General features: G+C 42.2%; 23 protein-coding genes and 2 pseudogenes. 12 read left to right on the top strand and 13 right to left on the bottom strand.

Features of this window, described 5'->3' with window-relative positions; translation table 11 throughout:
- Window positions 1-168: 168 nt before the first annotated feature.
- A pseudogene (locus PUQ00_RS25790) lies at window positions 169-755 on the bottom strand (Uma2 family endonuclease).
- Window positions 756-858: 103 nt separating this feature from the next.
- Here PUQ00_RS25790 and bchD point away from each other — a divergent pair.
- On the top strand, window positions 859-2,889 hold the full coding sequence (gene bchD / locus PUQ00_RS25795) for a magnesium chelatase ATPase subunit D (RefSeq protein ID WP_300422076.1): 2,031 nt from the start codon (window positions 859-861) through the stop codon (window positions 2,887-2,889).
- 51 nt (window positions 2,890-2,940) lie between these two features.
- On the opposite strand, the gene PUQ00_RS25800 is transcribed toward bchD, so the two are convergent.
- Window positions 2,941-3,726 carry an RNA polymerase sigma factor SigF gene (locus PUQ00_RS25800; protein ID WP_300422077.1) on the bottom strand — a complete coding sequence of 262 codons (786 nt, stop codon included), beginning with the start codon at window positions 3,724-3,726 and terminating at the stop codon, window positions 2,941-2,943.
- 337 nt (window positions 3,727-4,063) lie between these two features.
- On the opposite strand from PUQ00_RS25800, the gene PUQ00_RS25805 reads away from it, so the two are divergent.
- The 5 genes and pseudogenes from PUQ00_RS25805 (at window position 4,064) to PUQ00_RS25825 (ending at window position 8,685) form a co-directional block, all read left to right on the top strand.
- Window positions 4,064-4,792: a Bax inhibitor-1 family protein gene (locus PUQ00_RS25805; protein WP_300422079.1), complete on the top strand. Its 729-nt coding sequence runs from the start codon at window positions 4,064-4,066 to the stop codon at window positions 4,790-4,792.
- A gap of 131 nt (window positions 4,793-4,923) precedes the next feature.
- A pseudogene (locus PUQ00_RS25810) lies at window positions 4,924-6,079 on the top strand (PCRF domain-containing protein).
- A gap of 125 nt (window positions 6,080-6,204) precedes the next feature.
- Window positions 6,205-7,327, top strand: a protein-coding gene (gene prfB, locus PUQ00_RS25815) for a peptide chain release factor 2 (RefSeq protein ID WP_300422080.1) whose coding sequence is annotated in 2 segments (ribosomal slippage) — window positions 6,205-6,276 and window positions 6,278-7,327 — 1,122 coding nt in all. Because the reading frame shifts where the segments join, the coding sequence is not laid out codon by codon here.
- A gap of 339 nt (window positions 7,328-7,666) precedes the next feature.
- Window positions 7,667-7,837: a hypothetical protein gene (locus tag PUQ00_RS25820; RefSeq protein ID WP_300422082.1), complete on the top strand. Its 171-nt coding sequence runs from the start codon at window positions 7,667-7,669 to the stop codon at window positions 7,835-7,837.
- A complete protein-coding gene (locus tag PUQ00_RS25825; RefSeq protein WP_300422083.1) occupies window positions 7,834-8,685 on the top strand; it encodes an alpha/beta hydrolase in 852 nt (283 codons plus the stop codon). Before PUQ00_RS25820 ends, PUQ00_RS25825 begins: the two co-directional genes overlap by 4 nt.
- A 92-nt stretch (window positions 8,686-8,777) precedes the next feature.
- On the opposite strand, the gene PUQ00_RS25830 is transcribed toward PUQ00_RS25825, so the two are convergent.
- The 6 genes from PUQ00_RS25830 to carA form a co-directional block, all read right to left on the bottom strand.
- On the bottom strand, window positions 8,778-9,080 hold the full coding sequence (locus PUQ00_RS25830; RefSeq protein ID WP_300422084.1) for a DUF1816 domain-containing protein: 303 nt from the start codon (window positions 9,078-9,080) through the stop codon (window positions 8,778-8,780).
- Between the two features lie 87 nt (window positions 9,081-9,167).
- Complete coding sequence (gene rlmB, locus PUQ00_RS25835; RefSeq protein ID WP_300422085.1) at window positions 9,168-10,244, bottom strand: 23S rRNA (guanosine(2251)-2'-O)-methyltransferase RlmB; 1,077 nt, start codon at window positions 10,242-10,244, stop codon at window positions 9,168-9,170.
- Between the two features lie 92 nt (window positions 10,245-10,336).
- Window positions 10,337-10,816: a ribonuclease III domain-containing protein gene (locus PUQ00_RS25840; RefSeq protein WP_300422087.1), complete on the bottom strand. Its 480-nt coding sequence runs from the start codon at window positions 10,814-10,816 to the stop codon at window positions 10,337-10,339.
- A gap of 579 nt (window positions 10,817-11,395) precedes the next feature.
- A complete protein-coding gene (locus tag PUQ00_RS25845) occupies window positions 11,396-11,761 on the bottom strand; it encodes an STAS domain-containing protein (RefSeq protein WP_300422105.1) in 366 nt (121 codons plus the stop codon).
- A gap of 7 nt (window positions 11,762-11,768) precedes the next feature.
- Window positions 11,769-11,942, bottom strand: coding sequence for a hypothetical protein (locus tag PUQ00_RS25850; RefSeq protein ID WP_300422088.1), 174 nt, complete (start codon window positions 11,940-11,942; stop codon window positions 11,769-11,771).
- Between the two features lie 113 nt (window positions 11,943-12,055).
- Entirely contained in the window at window positions 12,056-13,222 is a 1,167-nt protein-coding gene (gene carA / locus PUQ00_RS25855) for a glutamine-hydrolyzing carbamoyl-phosphate synthase small subunit (protein WP_300422089.1), read from the bottom strand.
- Window positions 13,223-13,421: 199 nt separating this feature from the next.
- Here carA and PUQ00_RS25860 point away from each other — a divergent pair, with 199 nt between their 5' ends.
- Window positions 13,422-14,462: a retropepsin-like aspartic protease gene (locus PUQ00_RS25860; protein ID WP_300422090.1), complete on the top strand. Its 1,041-nt coding sequence runs from the start codon at window positions 13,422-13,424 to the stop codon at window positions 14,460-14,462.
- Here PUQ00_RS25860 and trpD read toward each other — a convergent pair.
- Window positions 14,392-15,483: an anthranilate phosphoribosyltransferase gene (gene trpD, locus PUQ00_RS25865; protein WP_300422091.1), complete on the bottom strand. Its 1,092-nt coding sequence runs from the start codon at window positions 15,481-15,483 to the stop codon at window positions 14,392-14,394. The genes PUQ00_RS25860 and trpD overlap by 71 nt on opposite strands.
- 227 nt (window positions 15,484-15,710) lie before the next feature.
- On the opposite strand from trpD, the gene PUQ00_RS25870 reads away from it, so the two are divergent.
- From PUQ00_RS25870 to PUQ00_RS25885, 4 genes are all read left to right on the top strand, one after another.
- Window positions 15,711-16,031, top strand: a complete 321-nt coding sequence (locus tag PUQ00_RS25870) for a metalloregulator ArsR/SmtB family transcription factor (protein WP_229492935.1) — start codon at window positions 15,711-15,713, stop codon at window positions 16,029-16,031.
- Window positions 16,031-16,564, top strand: coding sequence for an SRPBCC domain-containing protein (locus PUQ00_RS25875; RefSeq protein ID WP_300422093.1), 534 nt, complete (start codon window positions 16,031-16,033; stop codon window positions 16,562-16,564). The genes PUQ00_RS25870 and PUQ00_RS25875 overlap by 1 nt, the downstream gene beginning before the upstream one ends.
- A gap of 90 nt (window positions 16,565-16,654) precedes the next feature.
- Window positions 16,655-17,317 carry an ATP-dependent Clp endopeptidase proteolytic subunit ClpP gene (gene clpP, locus PUQ00_RS25880; RefSeq protein WP_300422094.1) on the top strand — a complete coding sequence of 221 codons (663 nt, stop codon included), beginning with the start codon at window positions 16,655-16,657 and terminating at the stop codon, window positions 17,315-17,317.
- Entirely contained in the window at window positions 17,314-18,339 is a 1,026-nt protein-coding gene (locus tag PUQ00_RS25885) for an NAD-dependent epimerase/dehydratase family protein (protein ID WP_300422096.1), read from the top strand. The genes clpP and PUQ00_RS25885 overlap by 4 nt, the downstream gene beginning before the upstream one ends.
- Window positions 18,340-18,456: 117 nt before the next feature.
- Here PUQ00_RS25885 and PUQ00_RS25890 read toward each other — a convergent pair whose 3' ends face one another.
- From PUQ00_RS25890 to tcmP, 3 genes are read right to left on the bottom strand one after another with little or no spacing between them, the layout of a single operon-like run.
- A complete protein-coding gene (locus tag PUQ00_RS25890; RefSeq protein WP_300422106.1) occupies window positions 18,457-19,269 on the bottom strand; it encodes a DNA adenine methylase in 813 nt (270 codons plus the stop codon).
- Window positions 19,270-19,284: 15 nt separating this feature from the next.
- On the bottom strand, window positions 19,285-20,034 hold the full coding sequence (locus PUQ00_RS25895; protein WP_300422098.1) for a phage Gp37/Gp68 family protein: 750 nt from the start codon (window positions 20,032-20,034) through the stop codon (window positions 19,285-19,287).
- A gap of 43 nt (window positions 20,035-20,077) precedes the next feature.
- The gene (tcmP, locus tag PUQ00_RS25900; RefSeq protein ID WP_300422100.1) at window positions 20,078-21,373 is read right to left on the bottom strand and encodes a three-Cys-motif partner protein TcmP; all 1,296 of its coding nucleotides are present in this window, start codon (window positions 21,371-21,373) and stop codon (window positions 20,078-20,080) included.
- Between the two features lie 277 nt (window positions 21,374-21,650).
- On the opposite strand from tcmP, the gene PUQ00_RS25905 reads away from it, so the two are divergent.
- A complete protein-coding gene (locus PUQ00_RS25905; RefSeq protein WP_300422102.1) occupies window positions 21,651-21,830 on the top strand; it encodes a high light inducible protein in 180 nt (59 codons plus the stop codon).
- Between the two features lie 101 nt (window positions 21,831-21,931).
- Here the strand turns inward: PUQ00_RS25905 and PUQ00_RS25910 are convergent, their stop codons facing one another.
- Window positions 21,932-23,023, bottom strand: coding sequence for a hypothetical protein (locus PUQ00_RS25910; RefSeq protein WP_300422103.1), 1,092 nt, complete (start codon window positions 23,021-23,023; stop codon window positions 21,932-21,934).
- Window positions 23,024-23,242: the final 219 nt, after the last annotated feature.

Genomic DNA, 23,242 nt, shown 5'->3' on the forward strand with positions numbered 1-23,242 from the left:
TTTGACTTTGCCACTCTTCAGATGTACGGAGCTTGTTCAAAACTCAAATAGGATTCCTATAGCAATCCTATCTGATTTGTGAAAATTTGCAGTGTCCAGATCCCCGACTTCTTTAAGAAGTCGGGGATCTAACTTTTCACGAATGATTTAGGATTGCTATAGCAAAGTTTAAAAATTCAGTTTGGGCGGAAATACCCTAACTAAATCAAGAGATAAATCAGGGAAGCAGGGAAAATTTATTACCTGATTTGACAAGAAAATTCGCTTATTTAAATAACCATATTTAGCTTGAATATCCTCATATGGTTCACTGTAGCTTTCCAAATAATTATCGAATAAATTAAATATCCAATAATCAGTAATATTTACTTTAGCATAGGAGGAATTTTCACATCTTGGTCATAGTCCAAAGAAGAATCTGAAACCTCCATCACCAATAACATATCAGCAGCTTGAGGATGACCAGAAAGATAATTATCATCTCGGTTTTGAAGAATAGCAAAATCTGGTTCAGGTTCGCTATTAGGTGGTAAAGCAATCGGAGCTTGAGATTGCAAAGTTGCCCGATCACCTATAATTTTTGGAAGTTCCCGCAACAAGTTTCGCAAACAAGTTTCATGAGCTGTACCTTTGGCTGCGATTTCAATAATTTCCCCGTTGATTAATTCAATGTGGTTATCTTCATGGAAAAAGCCCAATTCAGTAAGCCTGTGGTATTCATCCAGCGTGAAGCGTTTAGTCTGAGCAATACTCATAAATTATCCTCCCAAGGGAAATGCGATCGCCTAACCGTCCCTATATTCTAAATGTGTCAGAAATTGGTATGCTAAAGACCGAGACTCGCTATGAAAGCAAACCATGCCTGCGCCTACCATCAATTCCACGATCACTGCCTTTCCCTTGACAGCCGTAGTCGGTCAAGAAGCAATTAAATTAGCCTTGCTGTTAGCCGCAGTTGATCCTGGTTTGGGGGGAGTGGCGATCGCAGGTCGTCGCGGTACGGCAAAATCTGTGATGGCTCGTGCTATCCACGCTCTACTACCGCCTATTGAAGTTGTCAAAGGCTCAATCAGCAACTGTGACCCCAACCACCCAGAAGAATGGGATGATCAACTTTTGGCAGAGTATGCAGATAAAGACATTCAAGATGTTTCCGTCGAAATCATCAGAGCGCCTTTTTTGCAAATTCCTCTAGGTATCACTGAAGACCGACTCCTGGGTTCAGTGGATGTGGAAAAGTCGGTAAAAGAAGGTGATACTATTTTTCAGCCTGGGTTACTCGCTACAGCAAACCGAGGTGTACTGTACGTAGATGAAATTAATCTATTAGATGATCAAATATCAAATCAGCTTCTAACAGTATTATCTGAGGGACGCAACCAGATTGAACGGGAAGGGATTAGTTTTCAGCATCCGTGTAAATCTTTGTTTATTGCCACCTACAACCCAGAAGAAGGCGGATTACGGGAGCATTTGCTAGATAGAATTGCGATCGCACTCTCTGCTGACGGTGTACTCGGCTTAGATCAAAGAGTAGCAGCCGTTGAAGTTGCGATCGCCTATTCTAAATCTCCCCAAGACTTCCTCCAACAGTACAACGAAGACTTAGACGCGCTCAAAACCCAAATCATCTTGGCACGGGAATGGTTGAAAGAAGTAACTATCAGCCATGAACAAATTGCCTACTTAGTAGATGAGGCGATTCGCGGCGGAGTTCAGGGACATCGCGCCGAGTTATTCGCCACGCGGGTTGCCAAAGCGGCGGCGGCTTTGGAGGGAAGAACAACAGTCAATGCCGAAGATTTGCGCCATGCTGTGGAATTGGTGATTGTACCACGCGCCACAATTGTGCAGACACCACCACCAGAACAATCACCGCCACCACCTCCACCACCACCACAGAATCAAGAAGAACCCCAGGACGAATCAGAAGAGGAACAGGAAGAACAAGAAGAACAGGAAGAAAATCAAGAGCAAGAACCCCCTAGTATCCCGGAAGAATTCATTTTTGATCCGGAAGGGGTAATTCTTGATGACACCGTGCTTTACTTTACTCAAATGGCAAAGCGACAAGGTAAATCTGGTAGTCGTAGTGTCATCTTTTCGGATGACAGGGGACGCTACATTAAGCCGATGTTGCCTAAGGGAAAAGCGCGACGCATTGCAGTAGATGCTACCCTGAGAGCTGCGGCTCCTTATCAAAAAGCCCGAAGAGAAAGACACCCAGATAAAAAAGTTATTGTCGAACAGGCTGATATTCGCTCGAAACGCCTAGTACGGAAAGCCGGGGCGTTGGTAGTATTTGTGGTAGATGCTTCTGGCTCAATGGCCCTGAACCGAATGCAATCGGCTAAAGGTGCGGTGATGCAACTGTTGACAGAAGCTTATCAAAACCGCGACCAAATAGCATTGATTCCCTTCCGGGGAGAACAAGCGGAGGTATTATTGCCTCCAACACGTTCTATTGCCTTAGCGCGTAACCGCTTAGAAAGGTTGCCCTGTGGTGGGGGTTCGCCCTTAGCACATGGTTTAACCCAAGCTGTGCGCGTCGGCTTAAATGCCCAGATGAGCGGAGATATTGGGCAAGTTGTGCTTGTAGCAATCACTGATGGACGAGGTAATATTCCCTTAGCGCGTTCTTTGGGTGAACAGCTAGAACCAGGAGAAAAGCCAGATATCAAAGGAGAATTATTAGAAATTGCTGCCAGAATCCGGGCTTTGGGGATGCAACTATTAGTAATTGATACGGAAAGTAAATTTGTGTCCACGGGTTTTGCTAAGGAATTATCGCAAACAGCAGGCGGTAAATATTATCATTTGCCGAAAGCTACAGATCAAGCCATTGCTGCTATGACCAAAGGTGCGATCGCTGATTTAAAATCTCGATAATTTAGTCATTAGTCATTAGTCATTGGTCATCGGATTTTTGACTCAGCAAGACTAAAATCCAGTGGGCATTACCTGTGGTTGCAAATAGCAAATCAAATCTTGAATTCCCTTTTGCAAATAGCGCGTTACCGTCATTGGACTAGTGCCAATATTCTTAGCAGCATCCTTGCGAGACAGTTCCTTCAAAAATACCATTTCAACTGCCATACGGGGCTTTTCTTCTAACATATTTATTGCACCTTGGAGTTGTTGCCGTTCTTCTTCTTCTTGCAGGAGAACATGAGAACGAGGACAAGGAAGTGCCTCACCCAAGGTTATTTGGCAATCAACATAGTTAAGTGCGGTCGCATCTAAACTCAAAGGCATACGGTTTTGAGCAGCTAACTTGGTTTCTTGCCATTCTTGCAGAGATACCCGAAGTTCCTTGGCGATTTCAGCATCTTTGGGAAGGCGACCTAAAGACATTGCCAAGTCTTTGCGAATCTTTTGTCCTTCATTGTACAGTTCTTGCCAACGACGGGGAATTTTTAATAGAGTACTGCGATCGCGCAAAAAGTGCAGCATTTCACCGCGAATATATGGTACAGCAAAGGAACTAAAAGCAAATCCTTGGCTAGGGTCGAAGCGCTCAATTGCCCTAATCAAACCAAAATAACCGATTTGTTCTAAATCTTCATAGGGTTCATTACATTGATGGCTAAATTTATGAGCCATCTTCCGCACTAAGCCAGTATGTAACTGTACAAGTTTATTACGAAGTTTAATAGAAGGATTCTGGTGGTACAAGTGTAATAATTCTATACCATCAATTCGTAAAGAGGAGTCACTTGTTGCCATATACATTCCCTTGTTTTAACTCCTATTCCTCAGAAAATGGAGCTGCGTATATTTTCTTTTAAGCTGTCATTATTTTCCCTAGTCAAGGCTAAATAAGCCATCGTCGTTTCACTGAACTTATCAAGGGTCGGACTCCACAGTTCAGTATTTTTACGCATGATTTTTCTAACCTCTGTGTTGCAGGTTTTTTTTGATTTTTAGATAAAAATTTCAAGATTGCATAATCTTTTTTGTTTAGTAGTCTTCTAACTTGCGTAACCCTTTCCTGGTTTCTTGCCGTAAATCTTGGTAAGAATAGGAATAAGCAGAACGTTTTCCTAAAAAACAGTTTTTCAATATGAGCAATACCAGTAATTTTCGTGAAGCTATCCGTGAGGCTAAATCTCACGCCCTCGTTGGCCCAAATGTAATTGCCAACGCCCTGCCCTATGTCGGTGGTGGATTGGTGCTAACGGCATTAGGAACCTACGGCGGTTTGGGAGTTATCCGTACTAACCCCGGAATATTCTTTCCTACCTTCATTGGTGCGGTGATTTTGGAGTTAATTTTGTTCTTTGTTGCTCAAAATGTTGCCCAAAAAGGTAACAAGGGACTTGCATTACCTCTGTTGGCAACCTACAGCCTCTTGTCTGGATATACTCTTAGTGGCTTGGTATTTGTCGCCTTGAGATCCCAAGGTGTTGGCATTCAAGGCATTGGGTTGGCTGCCCTTGGTTGTGGCGTTACTTTTATTTTTGCCCGTCAAATTGGTTCAAATCTCTCTGAACAAGACGGCATGGCTTTGACGAAAACCATCAATCTTGGCGTTATTGCCTTGGTGGTTGTGTGTCTAGCCCAATTCGGATTTGCCATGTTTGGTGTTTACACGCCAAATTGGTTAGAAATCGCCATCTCCGGTTTGGGGGTATTTCTATTTGTTGGGGTTTCTGTTGTCGATTTCTATATTTTGCCCCGCACTTACAGCGATGACCAATATCTGCCTGCTGCTTTGTCGATGTACCTAACTTACATCAACTTGTTCGTCTTTATCTTGCGGTTGCTAATTTCTATAAATGGCCGCAATTAATTGTCTGTAGGTACTAACAGAAGTAAAGTTTTATAAAGTAAAAACCGTGGTTAAATTTCAGCAACCACGGTTTTTTTCATCGCTTTAATAGTAGAACATGTAGATAAGTTCAGCCTCATGTGAGCAAAACTATGCTAGAACTCTTAAATATCAAGCGCGAAGTAGAAAGGTTGTCTAATATCTTAACAAAGGCTGAAGGCTGTCTTTGACCTCCGAGAAGTGGGTGCAAGAATTGAGGACTTGAATCAATTAATTTCTCAATCTACTTTCTGGGATAATTCTGTTACTTACTATCAGACACTTCAAGAAATTGAATCACTCAAGGCTAAAAAGAAACAATATCAGCGATCGCACTTCATTATAGAAGAGATCAAGGCTGCACTAGAACTACTAGAATTATCTGCTGATGAGGAATTATTAACAGAGGCGCAAACCAATCTTACCCAACTTCAGCAAGAACTCGAAATAGTAGGAATACAACAATTACTGTCCAGCCCCTGCGACCAAAAGGGGGCATTCTTGACAATTACTGCTGAGGTTGGTAGCGTAGATGCTGAAGATTGGTCATCTATGTTATTGCGGCTATACTATCGTTGAGCAGTAAATCATAATCATAAAGTATATCTAGTGGAAGAGTCAGAAGGTGATTTAAGAGGGGTCAAACATGCCACCCTAGAAATTACAGGGCATTATGCCTATGGCTGACTGAAATCGGAACAAGGAACTCATGCAAGAATAGAGCGAATTTCTCCTGTTCATGGCAATGGCAGGCGGCATACTTGTCTAGCCAGTGTAGAAGTCAGTCCTATTTTGGATGAGTCCATTAAATTTAAGATTCCAGAGAAGCATTTAGAAATTACTTTGCCGCGCCATTGGGGGAGTGTCAACCGTCCAGAAACATGGGTGCGGGTGTTTCACATTCCTACCGGGATTAGTCTATTTTGCGACCAAGAACGTAACCAGATACAAAATAAAGGGAAAGCCTTAGCTATTCTCAAGAGTAAACTGTTTGCGATGCCTAGGGCTGGCTACGCCTACGCACTAGCTCAAGGTGTCCAGCAAGTTGACGAAATTCAACCTCGGCAGATAAAATCTTTAACCAGCAAGCTCATCCGTGAATATTTCTTGCATCTTTACACCAAGGTGAAAGATTTACGTACCAATGTAGAAACCCCTGCTGCGGCAGAGGTTTTGGACGGTGAGATTGATTTTTTTATCACAGCCTATCTGCAACAGCAAAATCAAACCACTTCAGTGACAAAAGAAGCGCTTGATAATTCCAAGTAATTTTTGTAACTTATAGAAGTAGTGCGGAGAGAATTTGTCCAAATACAGCTAAAATTAATAAATGTAAGTAGAATAAAGAGCAATTTTCCAATCTAAAGCGCTCTATCTATCATTCACCAAGCACTATGGAAGTCTTAGAACTCAAACGCGAAATCGAAACGTTGTCTGGCCGCCTGGGTAAAACCCAGGACTATCTTTGACGTACCTGCACTGACAGCCAAAATTCAAGACCTCGAAAAAATATCCGCTCAACCAGAATTTTGGCATGACCAAACCCAAGCCCAACAAACGCTGCAAGAACTCAACGATCTCAAAGCCCACCTCCAGCAGTACGATCGCTGGCACGCCAATCTAGAAGATACTAAGGCTGTTGTTGAGTTGTTGGAGTTAGAAACCGATGAGGCACTACTCCAAGAAGCGGAATCTACCATCACTAAACTGAATCGTGACCTCGATCAGTGGGAGTTACAACAGTTACTTTCTGGCCCCTATGATGCGGAAGGTGCTGTACTGACGATTAGTGCTGGTGCTGGTGGCACAGATGCTCAAGACTGGGCATTTATGCTGATGCGGATGTACACCCGTTGGGGCGAAGCTCACGGCTATAAGGTAACTTTAGCTGAAGAGTCGGAGGGTGATGAAGCCGGAATTAAATCGGCAACCCTAGAAATTACCGGTCGCTATGCCTATGGTTACTTGCGATCGGAGATGGGTACACATCGCTTAGTGCGAATTTCACCTTTTAATGCTAACGGTAAGCGACAAACCAGTTTTGCCGGGGTGGAAGTGATGCCACAGATAGATAACTCTGTGCAATTGGATATTCCAGATAAGGATTTGGAAATCACCACAACTCGCTCTGGTGGGAAAGGTGGGCAGAACGTCAACAAAGTAGAAACGGCGGTTCGGGTTGTTCACCTTCCCACGGGTCTTGCCGTGCGTTGTACAGAAGAGCGATCGCAGCTGCAAAATAAAGAGAAAGCCCTAAATCGCCTCAAAGCAAAGCTGTTGGTCATAGCTAAGGAGCAACGTGCCCAAGAAATTGCCGAAATTCGTGGTGATATGGTGGAAGCCTCCTGGGGAAACCAAATTCGTAACTATGTCTTTCACCCTTACCAGATGGTAAAAGACTTACGTACAAATACTGAAACAACCGGAATTGGCGATGTGATGAATGGCGAACTTGATACATTCATCCAAGCTTATCTGCGCCAAGAAAATAAACTGGTGGAAAGCACTCCAACATAATTCGGGATTAGCAATAGGTACTATGGCGGTTCTCATTTGGAGTAATACACGGTAGGGGCACAATATTGCTTATTGGTATCAACTTTAAGCCCTAGCGAATGGAATTCATGCGCCAGTTGCTCATAGGGGAAGATTGCACTGGCTTGGCTACACAAACAAGAGCCAAACCTCCGTGGACAAAGATAAAATTAAGGTTTTTTAACCCACGGAGGTGGGTTTTGCCTCTTGTAGATGCCGTTTCTAACCGCCCTTTTACTTAAACCCCCAGAATTGGGCTAAAGCGAATACGGCAGCTATCCATAAGCGAATAGAGTTGCGCTACGCTCAACCGTAAATTCCTTGGTGCAGGTAGTTGAGATATATCAGCTCAACCATGAAGCAACTCAACGTTACTTTGAAGCGATTGTCCCTGAACTCAGAGAAGTTGTGACTGAAATTAGAGAAATTAGAACTGAAAGCCAACGCATTTTAGAACATTTGTTCGGCAGACAGGAGAAAGGCGAATCATGAGCGATCGCCATCATCATACTACTCCTAGACGTCTCAATGTCTACATCCAAGGTCAAGGATTTCCCATTCTGGGCTTACACGGTCATCCTGGTACTGGTCGTAGTCTTTCTGTCTTTACCAATCATTTATCAAAACGTTATCAAACTTTTGCCCCTGATTTGCGTGGATATGGCAAAAGTCGCTGCAATAGCAATTTTGATATGAATGACCATTTGACTGATTTAGAGGCTCTGCTAGACCGCTTTAAGATTGAAAAGTGCCTAGTATTGGGATGGTCACTTGGGGGCATTCTGGCAATGGAACTGGCATTACGTTTGCCAGAGCGGGTTACAGGGCTGATTTTGGTGGCTACGGCCGCAAAACCCCGTGGCAGTCATCCTCCCATCACTTGGCAAGATAATTTATATACTGGCGTTGCTGGTCTACTAAACTATATAAAACCGAGTTGGCAATGGAATATTGAAACTTTTGCCAAGCGATCGCTTTTGGGCTACCTGATCCAACAACACACACCCACTACTTACAACTACATCGCAACCGAAGCAGTACCAGCTTATTTGCAAACCTCTCCTGCTGCTACTCGCGCCCTCTATAGTGCAATTCAATCGGGATACAACCGACTTCTAGATTTGCCACAAATACAATGTCCTAGTTTAGTACTTGCTGGTGAACAAGACCGCCATATCACATCTGATTCCAGCTTAGAAACTGCTCGACACCTCCAAAATTCTCAGTGGCAGTGCTATCCCAATACCGCCCATCTTTTCCCGTGGGAAGTTCCCCAGCTAGTGCTGAATGACATTGATCATTGGCTGGAAGAACATCCGCAGGTAATTGGTAGTCAATAGTTCAAGGGTTTTTGACTCTTGAACAAACAATTCGTAATTAGAACTCGAAATTAGCAATTACAAATTACGAATTATCTTGACTCTGGCCTAACTTAAATTTGACCGCCAAAGACAGGCTGTACTTTGCGGTCAAATCTTTCCCCCAAGTCTTCAGCGATTGTTAAGGTATTAGGTTTGCAGCGCTTGACATGCACAGCAATTCCCTGCGCTCCTTCAATCTCCAAATCTTCTATATATCCAGTGCTTGACAATCTAGCATCAGAAGAAGTCAGAAATGGCCCGAAGTAGTACGTGCATCGGGGATTCTGTGTTACAATCTCTACCCACCAAGCCAAGCCAATGTAGTCGAATGTGTTAATTAACACTTCCTTCAGGTTATGCCAAATGGTTTTCATGGTTTTCGATGATTTCTAAACGTGCTACAGGGTGTTAAACGATGTTGTGCTTTATTATCTTTTACATTTCTTTATACTCTGTTACTGTTATTTTTTCAAAGAAATTTTTTGTAATTTATCTAAGTACAGCGTATTTAGCGATCGCTGGCGATAAATTTCATAAAGTGCCATACCCGCCGCTACCGAGGCATTGAGGCTGGGAGTCTTACCCTGTAGAGGAATCGATACTAAGAAATCACAGGAGCGTTGAGTCAACATACCCAGACCTTCACCTTCTGAGCCGATGACCAAAACGATTGGGCCAGTGAAATTGATTGTATGCACCGGTTCGCTCCCACTGGCAGCAGCGCCATAAATCCAAAAGCCAGCTTCTTTCAATTCTTCTAAAGCGCGGCTGAGGTTGACAACTCTGGCTACAGCAAAATTTTCTAAAGCGCCTGCTGCTACTTTCATGACAGTAGAAGTAATCCCAGATGCTCTTCTTTGGGGAATCACCAATCCTTGAGCGCCTATTGCTTCGGCAGTGCGAATAATTGCTCCCAAGTTGTGGGGATCAGTAATTCCGTCAGCCACCACAATTACGGCATCGGTTACAGATTTGGACTGCTCAATTAAATCTGGCAATTCGATGTAACCGTAAGGAGCAATTTGTGCCGCCACACCTTGGTGATTAGCCCCGTTGGTGAGATAGTCTAAGCGCTTGGGTTCAACCTCGTCAATAACTGTGCCATTTTCTTTCGCTTGTAGAAGAAAAGGGTGAAAGCTGGGATCGTACCGGAGACGGGTAGTAATCCAGAGACGGTTGAGATTGCGCTGATTTTGCAACGCACTCAATACTGGATGACGACCGTAGATGAGATCGCTATCTTCTGTCGATTCTATAGATACAGACGGCTGGGATAAGTTGCTATTTCGTTGGCGGGAGTTGCCAGAAATGGGGTTGCTATCTATTTTCCTGGGATTGCGAGTCGGATTAGCAACAGAAATGGGATTGCTATCTATTTTCCTAGGATTGCGAGTCGGATTAGCAACAGAAATGGGATTGCTATCTATTTTCCTGGGATTGCGAGTCGGATTAGCAACAACACGCTTACCCTGAATTTTTACGGGTTGTCCGCGATTGGGTTCGCTAGAAGTCTTGACTTTTCTTGGTTTATTCTGCATTTTAGTTATGGATATAGCGTATGGTTAATTATCCCGATTACCTCAATTTATTGAGCCTAATCTACTGTTGTGGCCATTGTGAAATTGAGTTTTCACTCTTTTTCTATATTGAGTATTTGCAACAGTTCGGTTAGACGCTGGTAATTGGTGAGATATAAGTAGCCAATTAAGGTTTCTAGACTAGTTGCCTGTTGATAAATTTCGGGATTAAGTCGCTTAGGGCGTCCTGTCGCGGCGTTTCTACCCCGTCGGACAATTTCTAATTCGGTGTCCCTGAGATGAGGAATCAGCGATCGCAAATGTAGCGCTTGGGTTTCCGCTCTTACCTGCTCCACTACCAGACGATGGTAAATTCCTGACCGCTGCAATGGCAGCAGATAGAAAATTCTAACATACAACTCATAAATTGCATCCCCCAAATATGCTAAAGCACTAGGAGAAATTTGTTGCACTTGTGAGAGGGAAATCTGTTGGAATGGCGCTGTGGTTGCCAAGAGTGGTTGAGTCCAAGATAAGCTCTGTTTGGGAGTTTCATCTTGTCCATTTAATAGCTCTTCCTCCTCTGACTTCACAAATAAATCATTCCTTGACGGGCTAAATTTGGCGGGCATTCTTCACAAAGACTGATTTTTCTGAAGTATGCCATGATAGTATACTTAGCATAATCAATACTATCAAAATTACTTCCTAATTTCATTTTTTTGATTGAGAGTTGGCATTTTAAATCACCCTGATGTCAACGCCTATAAGCCAAATTTCGCTTACTCCTTGTGGTCTGTGCCTTAGATAGTGTAAAATTTTGACATCAAACTCACGCTGTTACTTGATCCCATTCCCATGCTTACTTACTAAGCGACAATTTTTAACTATACAGTATTGAGTCAAGTTAACCTATAGATAAATCTGCTGGCTTTGTATTTATTACAACTTTTGCGGACTTGGTTGTTTATCCAAATATTCTAGCCAACAATTACACACCCAAGAACTGGGTGTCTATATCTTTGTTATTGCTCAACTTTAAACATAATAGCTCAACTGGCTTTGTTCCTCTCCCACAAGGAGAGAGGTTTTCTGCCAGAAGTTTTAAAAATTAAGCTATCCGATGTTGAATCTGGATAGCTGAATTGATCTCTCGGTTCAAGCAATCAAGGCTACTTGACGTTTTCTAGAGCGTCTTCAACTGATTTTTGCAGGGAGAGAAACTTCTCTAGGCGAACAAGCTTGACCGTTTGAGTGACGCGGGCATTCGTGACAATTTGCAAAGTGCCCTCAGCCGTTTGAGCCTGCTTGGCTAGCTGCACCAGAGCACCCAAGCCAGAGCTATCAACAAAGTCGATTTGTGAGAGATCCAAAATAATGTGCTTCGGGCCTTCGACAATTTTGCTGCCAAGTGTCTTGCGAAATGTCGGCTCAGAAAAAGCATCTAACAAACCTGTGAGGCGGAATAGCTGACAGTTATCCCGGACTTCACGAGTGCCCCTCAGGCTAACGGTTAGATTTAGTGGCTCAGCAATAATTCCCTCCTCATGAGTTAAAGTGAACGCTCAAGTATAGATGGTTTTTGAGCAAGTTGTCTACAATCTGCTGGAATAGGGCATTGGGCATTGGGCATTGGGCATTGGGCATTGGGCATTGGGTATGGTTATTCTCCTTGTTCCCTTGTCTCCCTTGTCCCCGTTTCCTTGTCCCTAGTCCCACATTTGCATTTTGCTATTTTTATTTAATCCCAGATGCGACAAATTGACTCTTGCTTTGCTGCAATTCCAAATTAAAAATGCATAGTTCAAAAATAAACCTTTCATTTTTAATTTTTAATTTTGAATTCCCCCCAGGGGTTGACGTGCTGTTCGCATGGCTTGAACAAATTGCTCAAACAAGTAATCAGCATCGTGGGGGCCAGGACTGGCTTCTGGGTGATACTGTACGGAGAATACAGGTAGAGATTTGTGACGTATCCCGGCAATGGTGCGATCGTTTAAGTTTAGGTGGCTGATTTCCACAACTGCCGTAGATAAAGAATCTGGGTCAATAGCAAAACTATGGTTTTGGCTGGTAATTTCTACCCGTTGTTGTGAGCCAGCAGGCTGATTCAAACCACGATGACCAAATTTGAGTTTATAGGTTTCTGCTCCTAATGCATGACCTAAAATTTGGTGTCCCATACAAATACCAAAGATGGGTTTTTGACTTAACAGGAGCGCTTTGGCAGTTGCAATCCCTTCGGTGACGGCAGCAGGGTCGCCAGGCCCATTAGAAAGAAATACACCATCTGGATTGTAGTTGAGAATTTCTTCTGGTGATGTATCAGCAGGCACAACAATCACCCGACAACCATAACTTGTTAAGCGACGCAAAATATTGCGTTTTACGCCAAAGTCAAGGGCAACAACGGTAAAGGGTTCCCCAAGATTTTCCGCAGCCTCAGAGTTGAATTCCCAAGCTGGAATTGTGGCATCTGACCATTCATAAGCCGTTGGGGTAGTCACTTCATTAACCAGATTTAATCCTGCCATGTTGGGAGCCGCCTGTACCTGCTGTAGCAATTCTGCTTCATCAAGAATGGCTGTGGAAATGCCACCGTTCATGGCTCCGAATATGCGAATTTTGCGGGTGAGGGCGCGGGTATCGATGCCGTAGATCCCTGGTACTTGGTTTTGTTTAAGGTAGTCAGGCAAGGATTGTGTCGATCGCCAGTTACTTGGTCGGTGACAAATATTACGCGCGATCGCACCTTGCACTTGGGGGTGATCTGATTCTTCATCTTCAGGATTGACACCAGTATTCCCCAATTCGGGATAGGTAAAAATGACAATCTGCCCGGAGTAGCTAGGGTCAGTCAGGACTTCTTGATAGCCGGTCATGCCAGTGTTGAACACCACTTCTCCGATCGCGGTTCCCGTAGCACCGAAAGACCAACCGCGATAAGTGGTTCCATCTGCTAGGACAAGTAAAGCTGGTATTGCGTCAGTCAGGGGCATAGTAGATTGGGGAGTGGGGATCGGGCATTGAGCAAACAGGGCATTGGGAAAATTCTTCCCGATTCGCCAATACTGCGATTGTTAATTATCCCATGAGTTTAGCAATTGGGAGTTTTTCGGATAGTTAATTAAAATTAAAAGGGAATTAATTAAAGTAGCGGGAGTGGATTTGGCAAAGCTTGGGCAGTTAAAATTAATTATGCTTCAGTCCTTTTTATCCCGTGCAACCCTAATTTTTCTATCAAGCGCTCTAGCGGTTTTGTGTGTTGCCTGTAGTGAAGACAAACGCAACACTGCGACTGGTGGCAATGATCAACCTACGCCAATTGGGGATCTGGCATCAGTACAGCCTACTGTCGAACCAGTAACACCAGCAGCTACCCCAGCAGCGCAGCCGCTAGAGCCGTCTGAAAGTGAACCAAGTCTTTTTGAGATGGGGCGCGACAAAGCTGTTGGCGCTTGGAGTATCAGCCAATCTGCTCAATCTCCAGATGATTGGAATTTGGTGGTGAGTCAGTACCAGGATGCGATCGCGCTGATGCGAAAAGTGCGGCGACAAAACCTAGAATTTGCGATCGCTCAAACCAAAATTGCTGAATATCGGCGGCAAATTAAATATGCCCAACAGCAAGCCAATCCTCGTCCTGTGCGCGTTGCCGAACCTCAGAGGATAGTAATTGTTGTTCCCCACAGACCAACCATCCCAAAGTTAACCTCACCTTCTGTAGCAACAAAACTGTCACCAGCAGAGTCAGGTTTGCCATCATCAGCAGTGCTGATTCCTGATGAAGCAGTATTTACAGCCCCGATTAAAAGGCGGATTGGTGGAACGCCAATTGTCGAAGTCACCTTCAATGGCCAGCAACAATTTGAGATGATTGTGGATACGGGAGCCAGTGGCACTGTAATCACCCAAGAGATGGCCAATGCTTTGGGAATCGTGCCAGTCGGGAAAGCAAAGGCAAACACCGCTAGTTCTAGAGCTGTAGAATTTCCTGTGGGCTATGTTAATTCGATGGCAGTTGGCGGGGTAATAGTGAATAAAGTAGCAGTAGCGATCGCCGGTGCGGAACTTGAAACTGGACTTTTAGGACATGACTTTTTTGGCAACTACGATGTCACCATCAAACGTAATGTGGTAGAATTCCGCCCGCAATTGCGATCGCAAATCAATTCCCCAGAAACTCGACTAACTGCTCCAACTTTGTCCAAGCCGCGCCACTTTGTAGGATATCCTTAGCGATTTTAATACCTTGGGCATGATCGAGGAAGGCGATCGCACCCGCTACTTGTAGCGCCAACGAAGCATTTAAGGCAACTGCATCTTGTTGCGCCTGAGTTCCCTTACCTTGGAGTACCGCCTTGAGAATTACCGCATTCTCTTGGACATCCCCACCTCGAAGCATACCTATGGGAGCAGGAGTTAAATCCAAATCTAGGGGATTAATGGTAGTTAACTGCACTTCTCCATCTGATAACACCGCTAAGTCAGTTTCATCTCCTAACCCAGCTTCATCGAGTTTTTCTCGCCCATGCAGCACAATCGCCTTTTCCTTACCCAAATTGTTTAATGCTTGAGCAACAGTTGCCAAAAGTTGGGGAGTAAATAACCCCACCACCTGTCCAGTTGGACGCAAAGGATTTACTAAGGGCCCGAGCAAATTAAACACCGTTCGTACCCTGAGAGTCCGCCGTAATGAGGAAACCGCTTTGAGTGCTGGATGCCAACCAGGGGCAAACAAGAAAGTGATCCCTACCTCTTGTAGTGCTGCTTGCACCTTGTCACTAGATGCACTCAAGTTTACACCCAAGGCTTCCAATACATCTGCGCTCCCCGTGAGACTTGAAGCTGAACGATTGCCGTGTTTGGCGACGGGTATACCATAAGCTGCGGCGACAAATGCAACGGCTGTGGAAATATTAAAGGTTGATGAACCATCTCCACCAGTGCCACAGGTATCTATTACCGTAGTGTTAGCGGTAGCGGGGCGTTTAGCCCGTGCTGATTTCTGAGTGCTGAGTGGGGAACATTGAGATTGTAATACTTCAGCCATGCCGGTTAACTCGTCGGCAGAAATGCCTCTAAAGTTCAGCGCTGTTAAAATAGCCCCTGATAACTCTGGGGGAACTGCCTCACTGAGCCAACCTTGCATCAATTCAGCAGCTTGAGTACGGGACAAGGATTGGCCATCTATTAATTGTTGCAGCAGGATATACCAGCTACCAGAAGATTCTTGAGCAGGGATTGGAGAAGTTATCATAGCTAAGATTTTTGTGGGTATGGGAGCTATCCTACCGAAAAATGAGAAAGTAGCAGCCAAGCTTGGGAAATTAAAATCCAACTGATTGGCTTTGTGCCGGATCAGAACGGAGATCAGCCGAAGTAGACCAACCATACCTTTTGCTGTTGTTAAAGGTTGACATTTAAGCAATTACTTATGTATTATCTAAATAGTTAAGCGTTTGCTTAAGTATATGGTTAATTGGAATGAGTAGACCTGCTGCCAGTGCCGATGTTTTTGTGGCGATCGCAGATCCCACACGCAGGGCGCTACTGGATCTGTTACGTAGTGGTGAGCAACCAGTCAAAGAACTAGCCCAGCCATTTGCCATGAGCTTGCCAGCGATTTCTCAGCACTTACAGATTCTTTGCGAAGCAGGCTTAGTACAAATGCGGAAAGCAGGGCGACAGCGCTTCTATCGGCTAAACCCGGAGCCATTGAAACAGATATCTGAATGGATTGCTCATTACGAGCAGTTTTGGCAAGAAAAACTCGATGCCCTTGGCAATTATTTGGAGGAAAATTGATGCTTCAAAACTTGAATATGGAAGTGTTTTATCCCTATCCTCCCCAACGGGTTTGGCAAGTACTCACCAACCGTCAGGCATTGGCAGTATGGTTAATGGAAAACGACTTTGAGCCGCCTTTGGGACACAAATTCCGATTTTTGCATTCGACACTGCCAGGGCTGGAGGGAAACATAGATTGTGAGGTAATTGAACTCGATGAGCCAAAACGGCTAGCGTTCACTTGGCAAGACAGTATGATGTGCCAGCCTGTTCCAGGAATAAAATTATTGCCATTAGCTGAACCAGTGCCAAAAGGTTCAATTCATAGATTACGAATGATTGCTGGCACAGTTATTCCAGTTCACTACCATCCTTGTGATGAATATGTTTATGTTTTGAATGGAACTATTGAAACTGCTGGACGTGAATGCAAAGCAGGAACATTTTGGTTTACGCCTGCTCATACCCAGAATGGCCCTCATAAAGCAATTACGTCGGTTGATCTAATTACAATTCGTCTTGGTGAGATGGGAATAGTTGAGGAATTATAAAAATCCTAATTTATTCCAAAAAATGCATAAATAATTTTTGGGAAATCTAGTTTTTTAATTAATAGTTTGTTTTTTCTTGAGGTATAAAATATGAATTTCAAGTCTCAACTTAGCATTCCAATCATTATTCAACAATCAGAAAGAGGGGAGCAAGCATTAGATATTTATTCACGCTTACTTACAGAGCGAATTATATTTTTACGAAACGAAGTAACAGATGAGATAGCTAATCTTATCGTTGCACAAATGCTATTTCTTGATGCTGAAGATCCAGAGCAAGATATCACATTGTATATTAACAGTCCTGGAGGTTCGGTGACAGCAGGAATGGCTATTTACGATGCCATGAATCAAATTCGTTCAGAAGTATGTACTGTATGCATCGGTGTTGCTGCCTCAATGGGAACATTCTTGCTTGCTGCTGGAACTAAGGGCAAAAGATATGCTCTACCAAATGCTCGAATTATGATTCATCAACCATTAGGAGGCGCTCAGGGAAAAGCATCTGATATTGAAATTGCAGCCAAAGAAATTTTGTATTTCCGCCAATTAATTAACAAAATATTCGCTGCCAATACTGGTAAATCGCCAGAGCAGATTGAACTGGACTCTGAACGTGACTTTTTCATGAGTGCCGAAGAAGCAAAAACTTACGGTTTAATTGACAGTATCATCTTGAAAACATCTGCATCTATTCAATCTGCAAATAACTCTAATATCGATAAACAGCAATGGAATGGAAACCAAAAATGAAAATACTCATCATTGGTGGGACAAATTTTATTGGCCCTCCTGTAGTCCGTCAACTGATTGCAATGGGTCATGAAGTGAGCGTATTTCATCGGGGAAAAACTACAACTAACTTACCACCAAATGTGCATGAGATTTTGGGCGATCGCTCCCATCTTTTTGAGATGAAAAGCAAGTTTAGGCAGCTTTCTCCTGAAGTTGTGGTAGATATGATTGCCTATAACGAACAAGATGCACTAACTCTAACGAACACACTTGAGGGTATTGCCCAGCGTGTTGTTGTGATTAGCAGTATGGATGTGTATCGTGCATACGATGTGCTTTGGCGTAAGGAATCTGATGTTGTGTTTGTACCGCTTACTGAAGATTCGTCCCTGCGCCAACAACTCTGTCCATACCGGGAAATGCCCTCTAGACCGCTCAACGTGCCAATTGATTATGAAAAGATTCTGGTGGAGCGGGTGGTGATGGCATCCAACTTACCCGGAACGATTATACGCCTGCCAATGGTATATGGTTCCAGAGATTTCCGGCATCGCCTGTATTGCTATCTTCAGAGGATGGATGATAAGCGTCCTGCGATTGTTTTGGAAGACAGTACGGCTCGATGGCGTGGCTCTTACGGCTATGTAGAGAATGTAGCATATGCAATCGCACTAGCAGTGACAAACCAACGTGCAACTGGTCGTATTTATCATGTCGCTGATGTAGAAGCATTTACCGAAACTGAACGCATCAGCAGAATCGGGAAAATAGCAGGATGGCAGGGTAAAGTTGTTATCGTACCCAAAAGCCAGTTACCATCAGAGTGGAAGTTGCCTGTCAATACAGAGCAAGATTGGTTTGTAGACTCAACTCGTATCCGTCAAGAGTTGGGATATAAGGAAATTGTGCCGTTAGATGAAGCATTGCGGCAAACCATTGATTGGCAGAGGAATCATTCACCTCAAGAACCGGAGCAGTTTGCGACACCGTGGTTGCTAGACTATGCAATAGAAGATGCGATTTTGTCTAAATTCCGTTGAACTTCATATAGTAATCCGCTTTGATTATTGAACTGACTTGCGTAGGCTGGGAGTAGGAAATAGGGAGTGGGGAGTAGGGAATAAGCCTTTTCGATTAGTACTTAATTTGTTCAAAAATCAAATAGGAGTCCTATAGTTAGTAATGAATAGCTCTTTTCCCTTAGCCGCACCACTTTGTTTATAGTTATTCATTCCGTACTGTAATTCCCACTCTGAAATATTAGCCCATTGAAAATTTTCTCGAATTTGCTGTGAGTCGTCGTAGGTAATTAGCCAGCGATGATGACATTGTTGCAAAAGTTCAGCAAATCTCTGATGTTCAAAAGAGGTGTGCAAGTCACCCTTTTTACCATATAGCCTTGATTTAGTAACGCTAAAATATGGTGGATCTAAAAATAAAAATACATCTTCTCCTTTTTTTAATAGATGACTGTAATCTAAATTAGTAATTTGAACATTTTCTGATAAAATATCTTCTAACTTTTCTAATCGTTCTATTGAAGAATCAGTAAATCTTTTATAAAAAGCTTCTTGGGAAAAGCCACCTGATTCTACAGTTCCTGAAAAAGTAATTCTATTGAGTACGAAAAAGCGAACTGCTCTGTCTAAATCAGATAAATTATTGACATCTACCTTAGCCAATTCTGCAAAGAGTAATTTACCATCTGTATATTTAACTTTAATATGTCGAATTTCTTTAACTAACTGAGCTATATCAGATTGAGCAAACTTCCAGAATAAAAAGAGTTCGCAGTTTAAATCGTTAATCCAAATTTTGATATCAGGAAACTTCTGTCTTAAATAAATGAATACAGAACCACCACCTACAAAAGGCTCTCGAAATTCAGAAAAGCTCTCTGGTAAATATTCAACTATTTGATTGATTGCTTTCGACTTTCCACCAGGATATCGCAGAGGGCTTTTGATAATCATTTACGGACATATTCATTTTAAAACTGATACTTGTTTAGTGCTTGTATCAGCTACATTTTCTGGAAAACTATCCCAAGTTCTTCCATCAAGTTCTCTGCCATATTTTTTCTTTTGAACGCCTCCCCATTGTTTAAAGAAAAATGGCACATTAGCTTCGATACACTGCTCTCTAATATCTCTTACCCATTCAATATTCATAGGACGAGCACCTACACCAGATTCTCCACCAACAATAATCCAATGTAGATCATCTAAACACAGCGTTAAAGAACCTAAAAGAGGCTCACAAGATAAAAATCTAGTTTTCGCAGGAATCTCTTTTAAAATTTCACTTCTCCATACCCAAGCTTGAGATTCAATACTTACCCCAGCCCAAACATTAGGAGGCCACTCTTTTATACAGTTAGCTATTTTAAGCATCCTTTGTGGACGTTTAGTTAATAGCTGAAACTGATGCCAACTAGCTTTTTTCATAACATCAAATACATCTTTGATAAATTCTTCTGAAATATCATCAAGGAATAAATCACTCATAGAATTAACAAAAATTAGGCGAGGTTTCTTCCATGAAAGAGGCATTCTCAGTCTTTCATTCCAAGTTTTTAAATCAAAACCTTGTTCATAGGGATGACCAGCAACACCTCGCCACCGTTCTGCAAAACGTTCTGCATAACAATTTTGACAACCAGGACTAATTTTATGACAGCCAGTGGTAGGATTCCATGTAGCTTCTGTCCATTCTATTGTTGAAGATACTGACATAGAATTTTACTCTCCAACTAAAACTAGCTTAACTATATTAGTATTATTGTACTGCTCTGATGTAATTATCCAAAGTTAAATTACCTCTTGCGCCCAATTTTTTAGCTTCTATGATATTTTTTTTATGAAAATCCACCAAAATTTCTCTATACTTAGGTCTACTTAAATAACCTAGTTTGCCAATTTCAAGAATAATAAGACTTATTACGTCTTTCAACATTATCCAATCTTGATTATTTCTTCGTAAGATTTCAATGATTTCGGGTCTAATTATTTCAACTCGTTCATCATTTTCACGATTCCATGATTGAGTCAAAAATTTATGATTTTTTCCACTTTTGTCATCTTCAAAGAAAAGTAACCTATTTTCTTCACAAAAAAATTCGTTTAAAAATTCACCAAAAGCTTTCCTTGGATGGTTGCTACCAACTACAATATTGTACTGCGGTCTAGAATCATTGTATGTCTCCTTTATTTCAAAACTAGCGACTCCTTTAAAACTACTTTCTTTTTGAAGCCTAGACTTAAAGTAATCAAGCGCCCACCTTTCAAATTTTTGTTTTTGCTCTTGATATTGGCATTCTAGCCACTTGTCTTTCCAGTCTAAATCAGAATTATGACCTAATAAGTTAGTTAAATTTTGTGTATATGTTTCGGCAGTTTTCTGATCTTTGGAATTTTTATAGCTTGTTTTATATAAACCTGCATGACGGGCTACTGCGCGGTTATGAAACAGTAAAAATAATTCTCCTTTATATTTACTGACGTAATCGGCAATAGAACATATTTGCTCAAAAGTTACTCCCTTAACTCCAAAGGCATCTAGAAAAAATAACGTTGGGTACTCCTCCAATTCATTCATTATTTGAGTCAACGCTTTGTCAAATCTTTGAGGTTCATAAACTTTATAGGACAATCCTTCACCTATTAAATTACAATTACTCTTAAGTTCTTGGTTAAGGTCTTTATCTTCCTCAGTAAAAAAACATCTTAAAGTAACACGTTCTTCAAGACCGAATATTTTAGCACATTTAAGAGCTATCAAAGGCGAACCGTCAGTATCCAAAAGTTCAGTGTTATATCTCTGCCAAAACTTCGATTTATCTACAAAGTTTTCAATACCAATACCTTCATCATATTTGCCTGCTCCTGCAAAACCATCAACATAGTTAATATACATAGATTGATAGGATTTACTGCCGCCCAAATTATAGCAATGAGCCTGTATATATTTCAGCATTATCCTATGTTTTGCTGCTGACCAGGGTCTTTTACGAGCAAAAAATTTATTTGAATCTTCTGGTTGCTGATCAAATAGAGATAATTGTTTTACTGACATTGCTAAACCTTATGAAGTGACAAAATATCTGATGACTTTGCACTAGGTTAGCAAATACAGGCAAAGCTGGTAAAAATTGCAACAACTCTCCAAAGATTACCATACGAATCTTCTAAATGGAGCGATCGCAAACCTACTAACATAAAATTACGTATCCGTAATATATACTCACTAACTGAATTTTCTCTGGAGTTTATGTTGCATTTTTGTAAAAGTCTGTTACATTACTTTACATGCAGTCATAACTGTTAGAACATAAAAGCTCGGAGTATTATTTATGGCAAACGTTAAGAAGACTACGCCTTCGGTTTCAGAAGATCCTAATGCTTTGCGCTGGGGATTTACTCCTCAGAGCGAAAACTGGAACGGTCGTTTTGCAATGATTGGTTTTTTATCAGCTGTTGCACTTGAAGCGTTTTCTGGTCAAGGAATTTTACACTTTTGGGGTATCCTCTAGATTTAAAGGTTTTTAGTTCCATTAGATTATCAGGCAAGGCGGCGATCGCAAAATCGTCTGCCTTACCTGATAATCTCAAGAATTAGAAAACTCGCCAGCAACTAGCGGGATGAGCGAAATATTACACGACCTGGAGATTCTTCTTGATTAATTCGCGCATATACGCGAAGACAAGTTAAGACTTCGCCAGGAATACCACCACAGTCTAGTTGTAAGTCATCCTTAGATAAAGCACAGATATCCGCATAAAGTCCCGATAATTGGCGAATTCGCACTTCATTACCTTCATTAATCGCTTGATTAGTGACTTTCTTCAGGATGCGTCGTGATTCGTGTTGCAGCTTTCCCCACCAAGAATAGCGTTCAGCCGGTGGTACGAATACTAAAGAGTGTACTGCTTCGTCCATGTCAATCCAAGCACGGAGAATTGACAGAGGATCAGCATTTTCCTCAGCTTTTTGGGTGCGTTGGAAGCGATCGCTTAAAGCATCAATGTATTGGTGGCGCTGTTCTGGTTTGGAGTCTAAAGAGATAACATCAAAGCTAAAAACGCTTTTTAAAGCATGATGTAAATCCGGGTCGATTTCAATAAAATTTATATATAAATATAGGAAACCTGCTGGTAAATTAGATGCATTAGCTTGGGTAATTTGAGAGTTTAAAAGTGCTTGTTGAGATAAGCTCAATCCCTGAGTCTTAATAGTACCACTCAGACCGGGATAGATAATTTCATCGCGGATAAAGGGAAGTTGAAAGAGATTAGAATTATCTGCGATCGCACCAACTTCTTCAGCCAGATCCAAGGTGTGCTGTCGCCAAGATGCAGCCAAATCCTCTGGTATCCGCAGCAGTTTGCGTTGAATCTCATTCCACAAATCAGCATCTGTTTGGCTTTGCAGTTGGGAATTACCCAGATAATAATTAAGTTCTAAGTCAGAATCGAAAGCTTCCCGGAGGCGACTTAGTTTTAAATCATCTGGCGCATCTTCCCAACCAGTATTTTGCTGTGGGGGTGCAGGTTGCAACAGGCTATGAAGTTCTTGCAGCACATCATCGCATACTTTGGCTCCTGGATCTAGTGGAAATTCTGTGCGAGCCTGATTTAAAGTAGCCTCTAGTCCATACAAGTTAAACCGCAGTAACCGGGCTAACTCCGAGTTTTTTATTTCTAATAGCTGACGCAAGTGCTGCATGAATATTGCCTCCAAATATTATCTGTATGTAATGATTTTTCTAAAAACCTTACGCAAAGGTTTTCTTAGGACAGCATTTCATTAATTCGTAGCGAATTAAATTGAGTGCGGTTATTTTAAGAAGACGCAATCGGTTGTAATTTACTAGTTGAGGAAAATATAGGAATCCTATTTGAGTTTTGAACAAGCTCCGTACATCTGAAGAGTGGCAAAGTCAAA

Origin of the sequence: Nostoc sp. S13 (genome assembly GCF_029379315.1) — a bacterium.
Taxonomy (GTDB): domain Bacteria; phylum Cyanobacteriota; class Cyanobacteriia; order Cyanobacteriales; family Nostocaceae; genus Nostoc.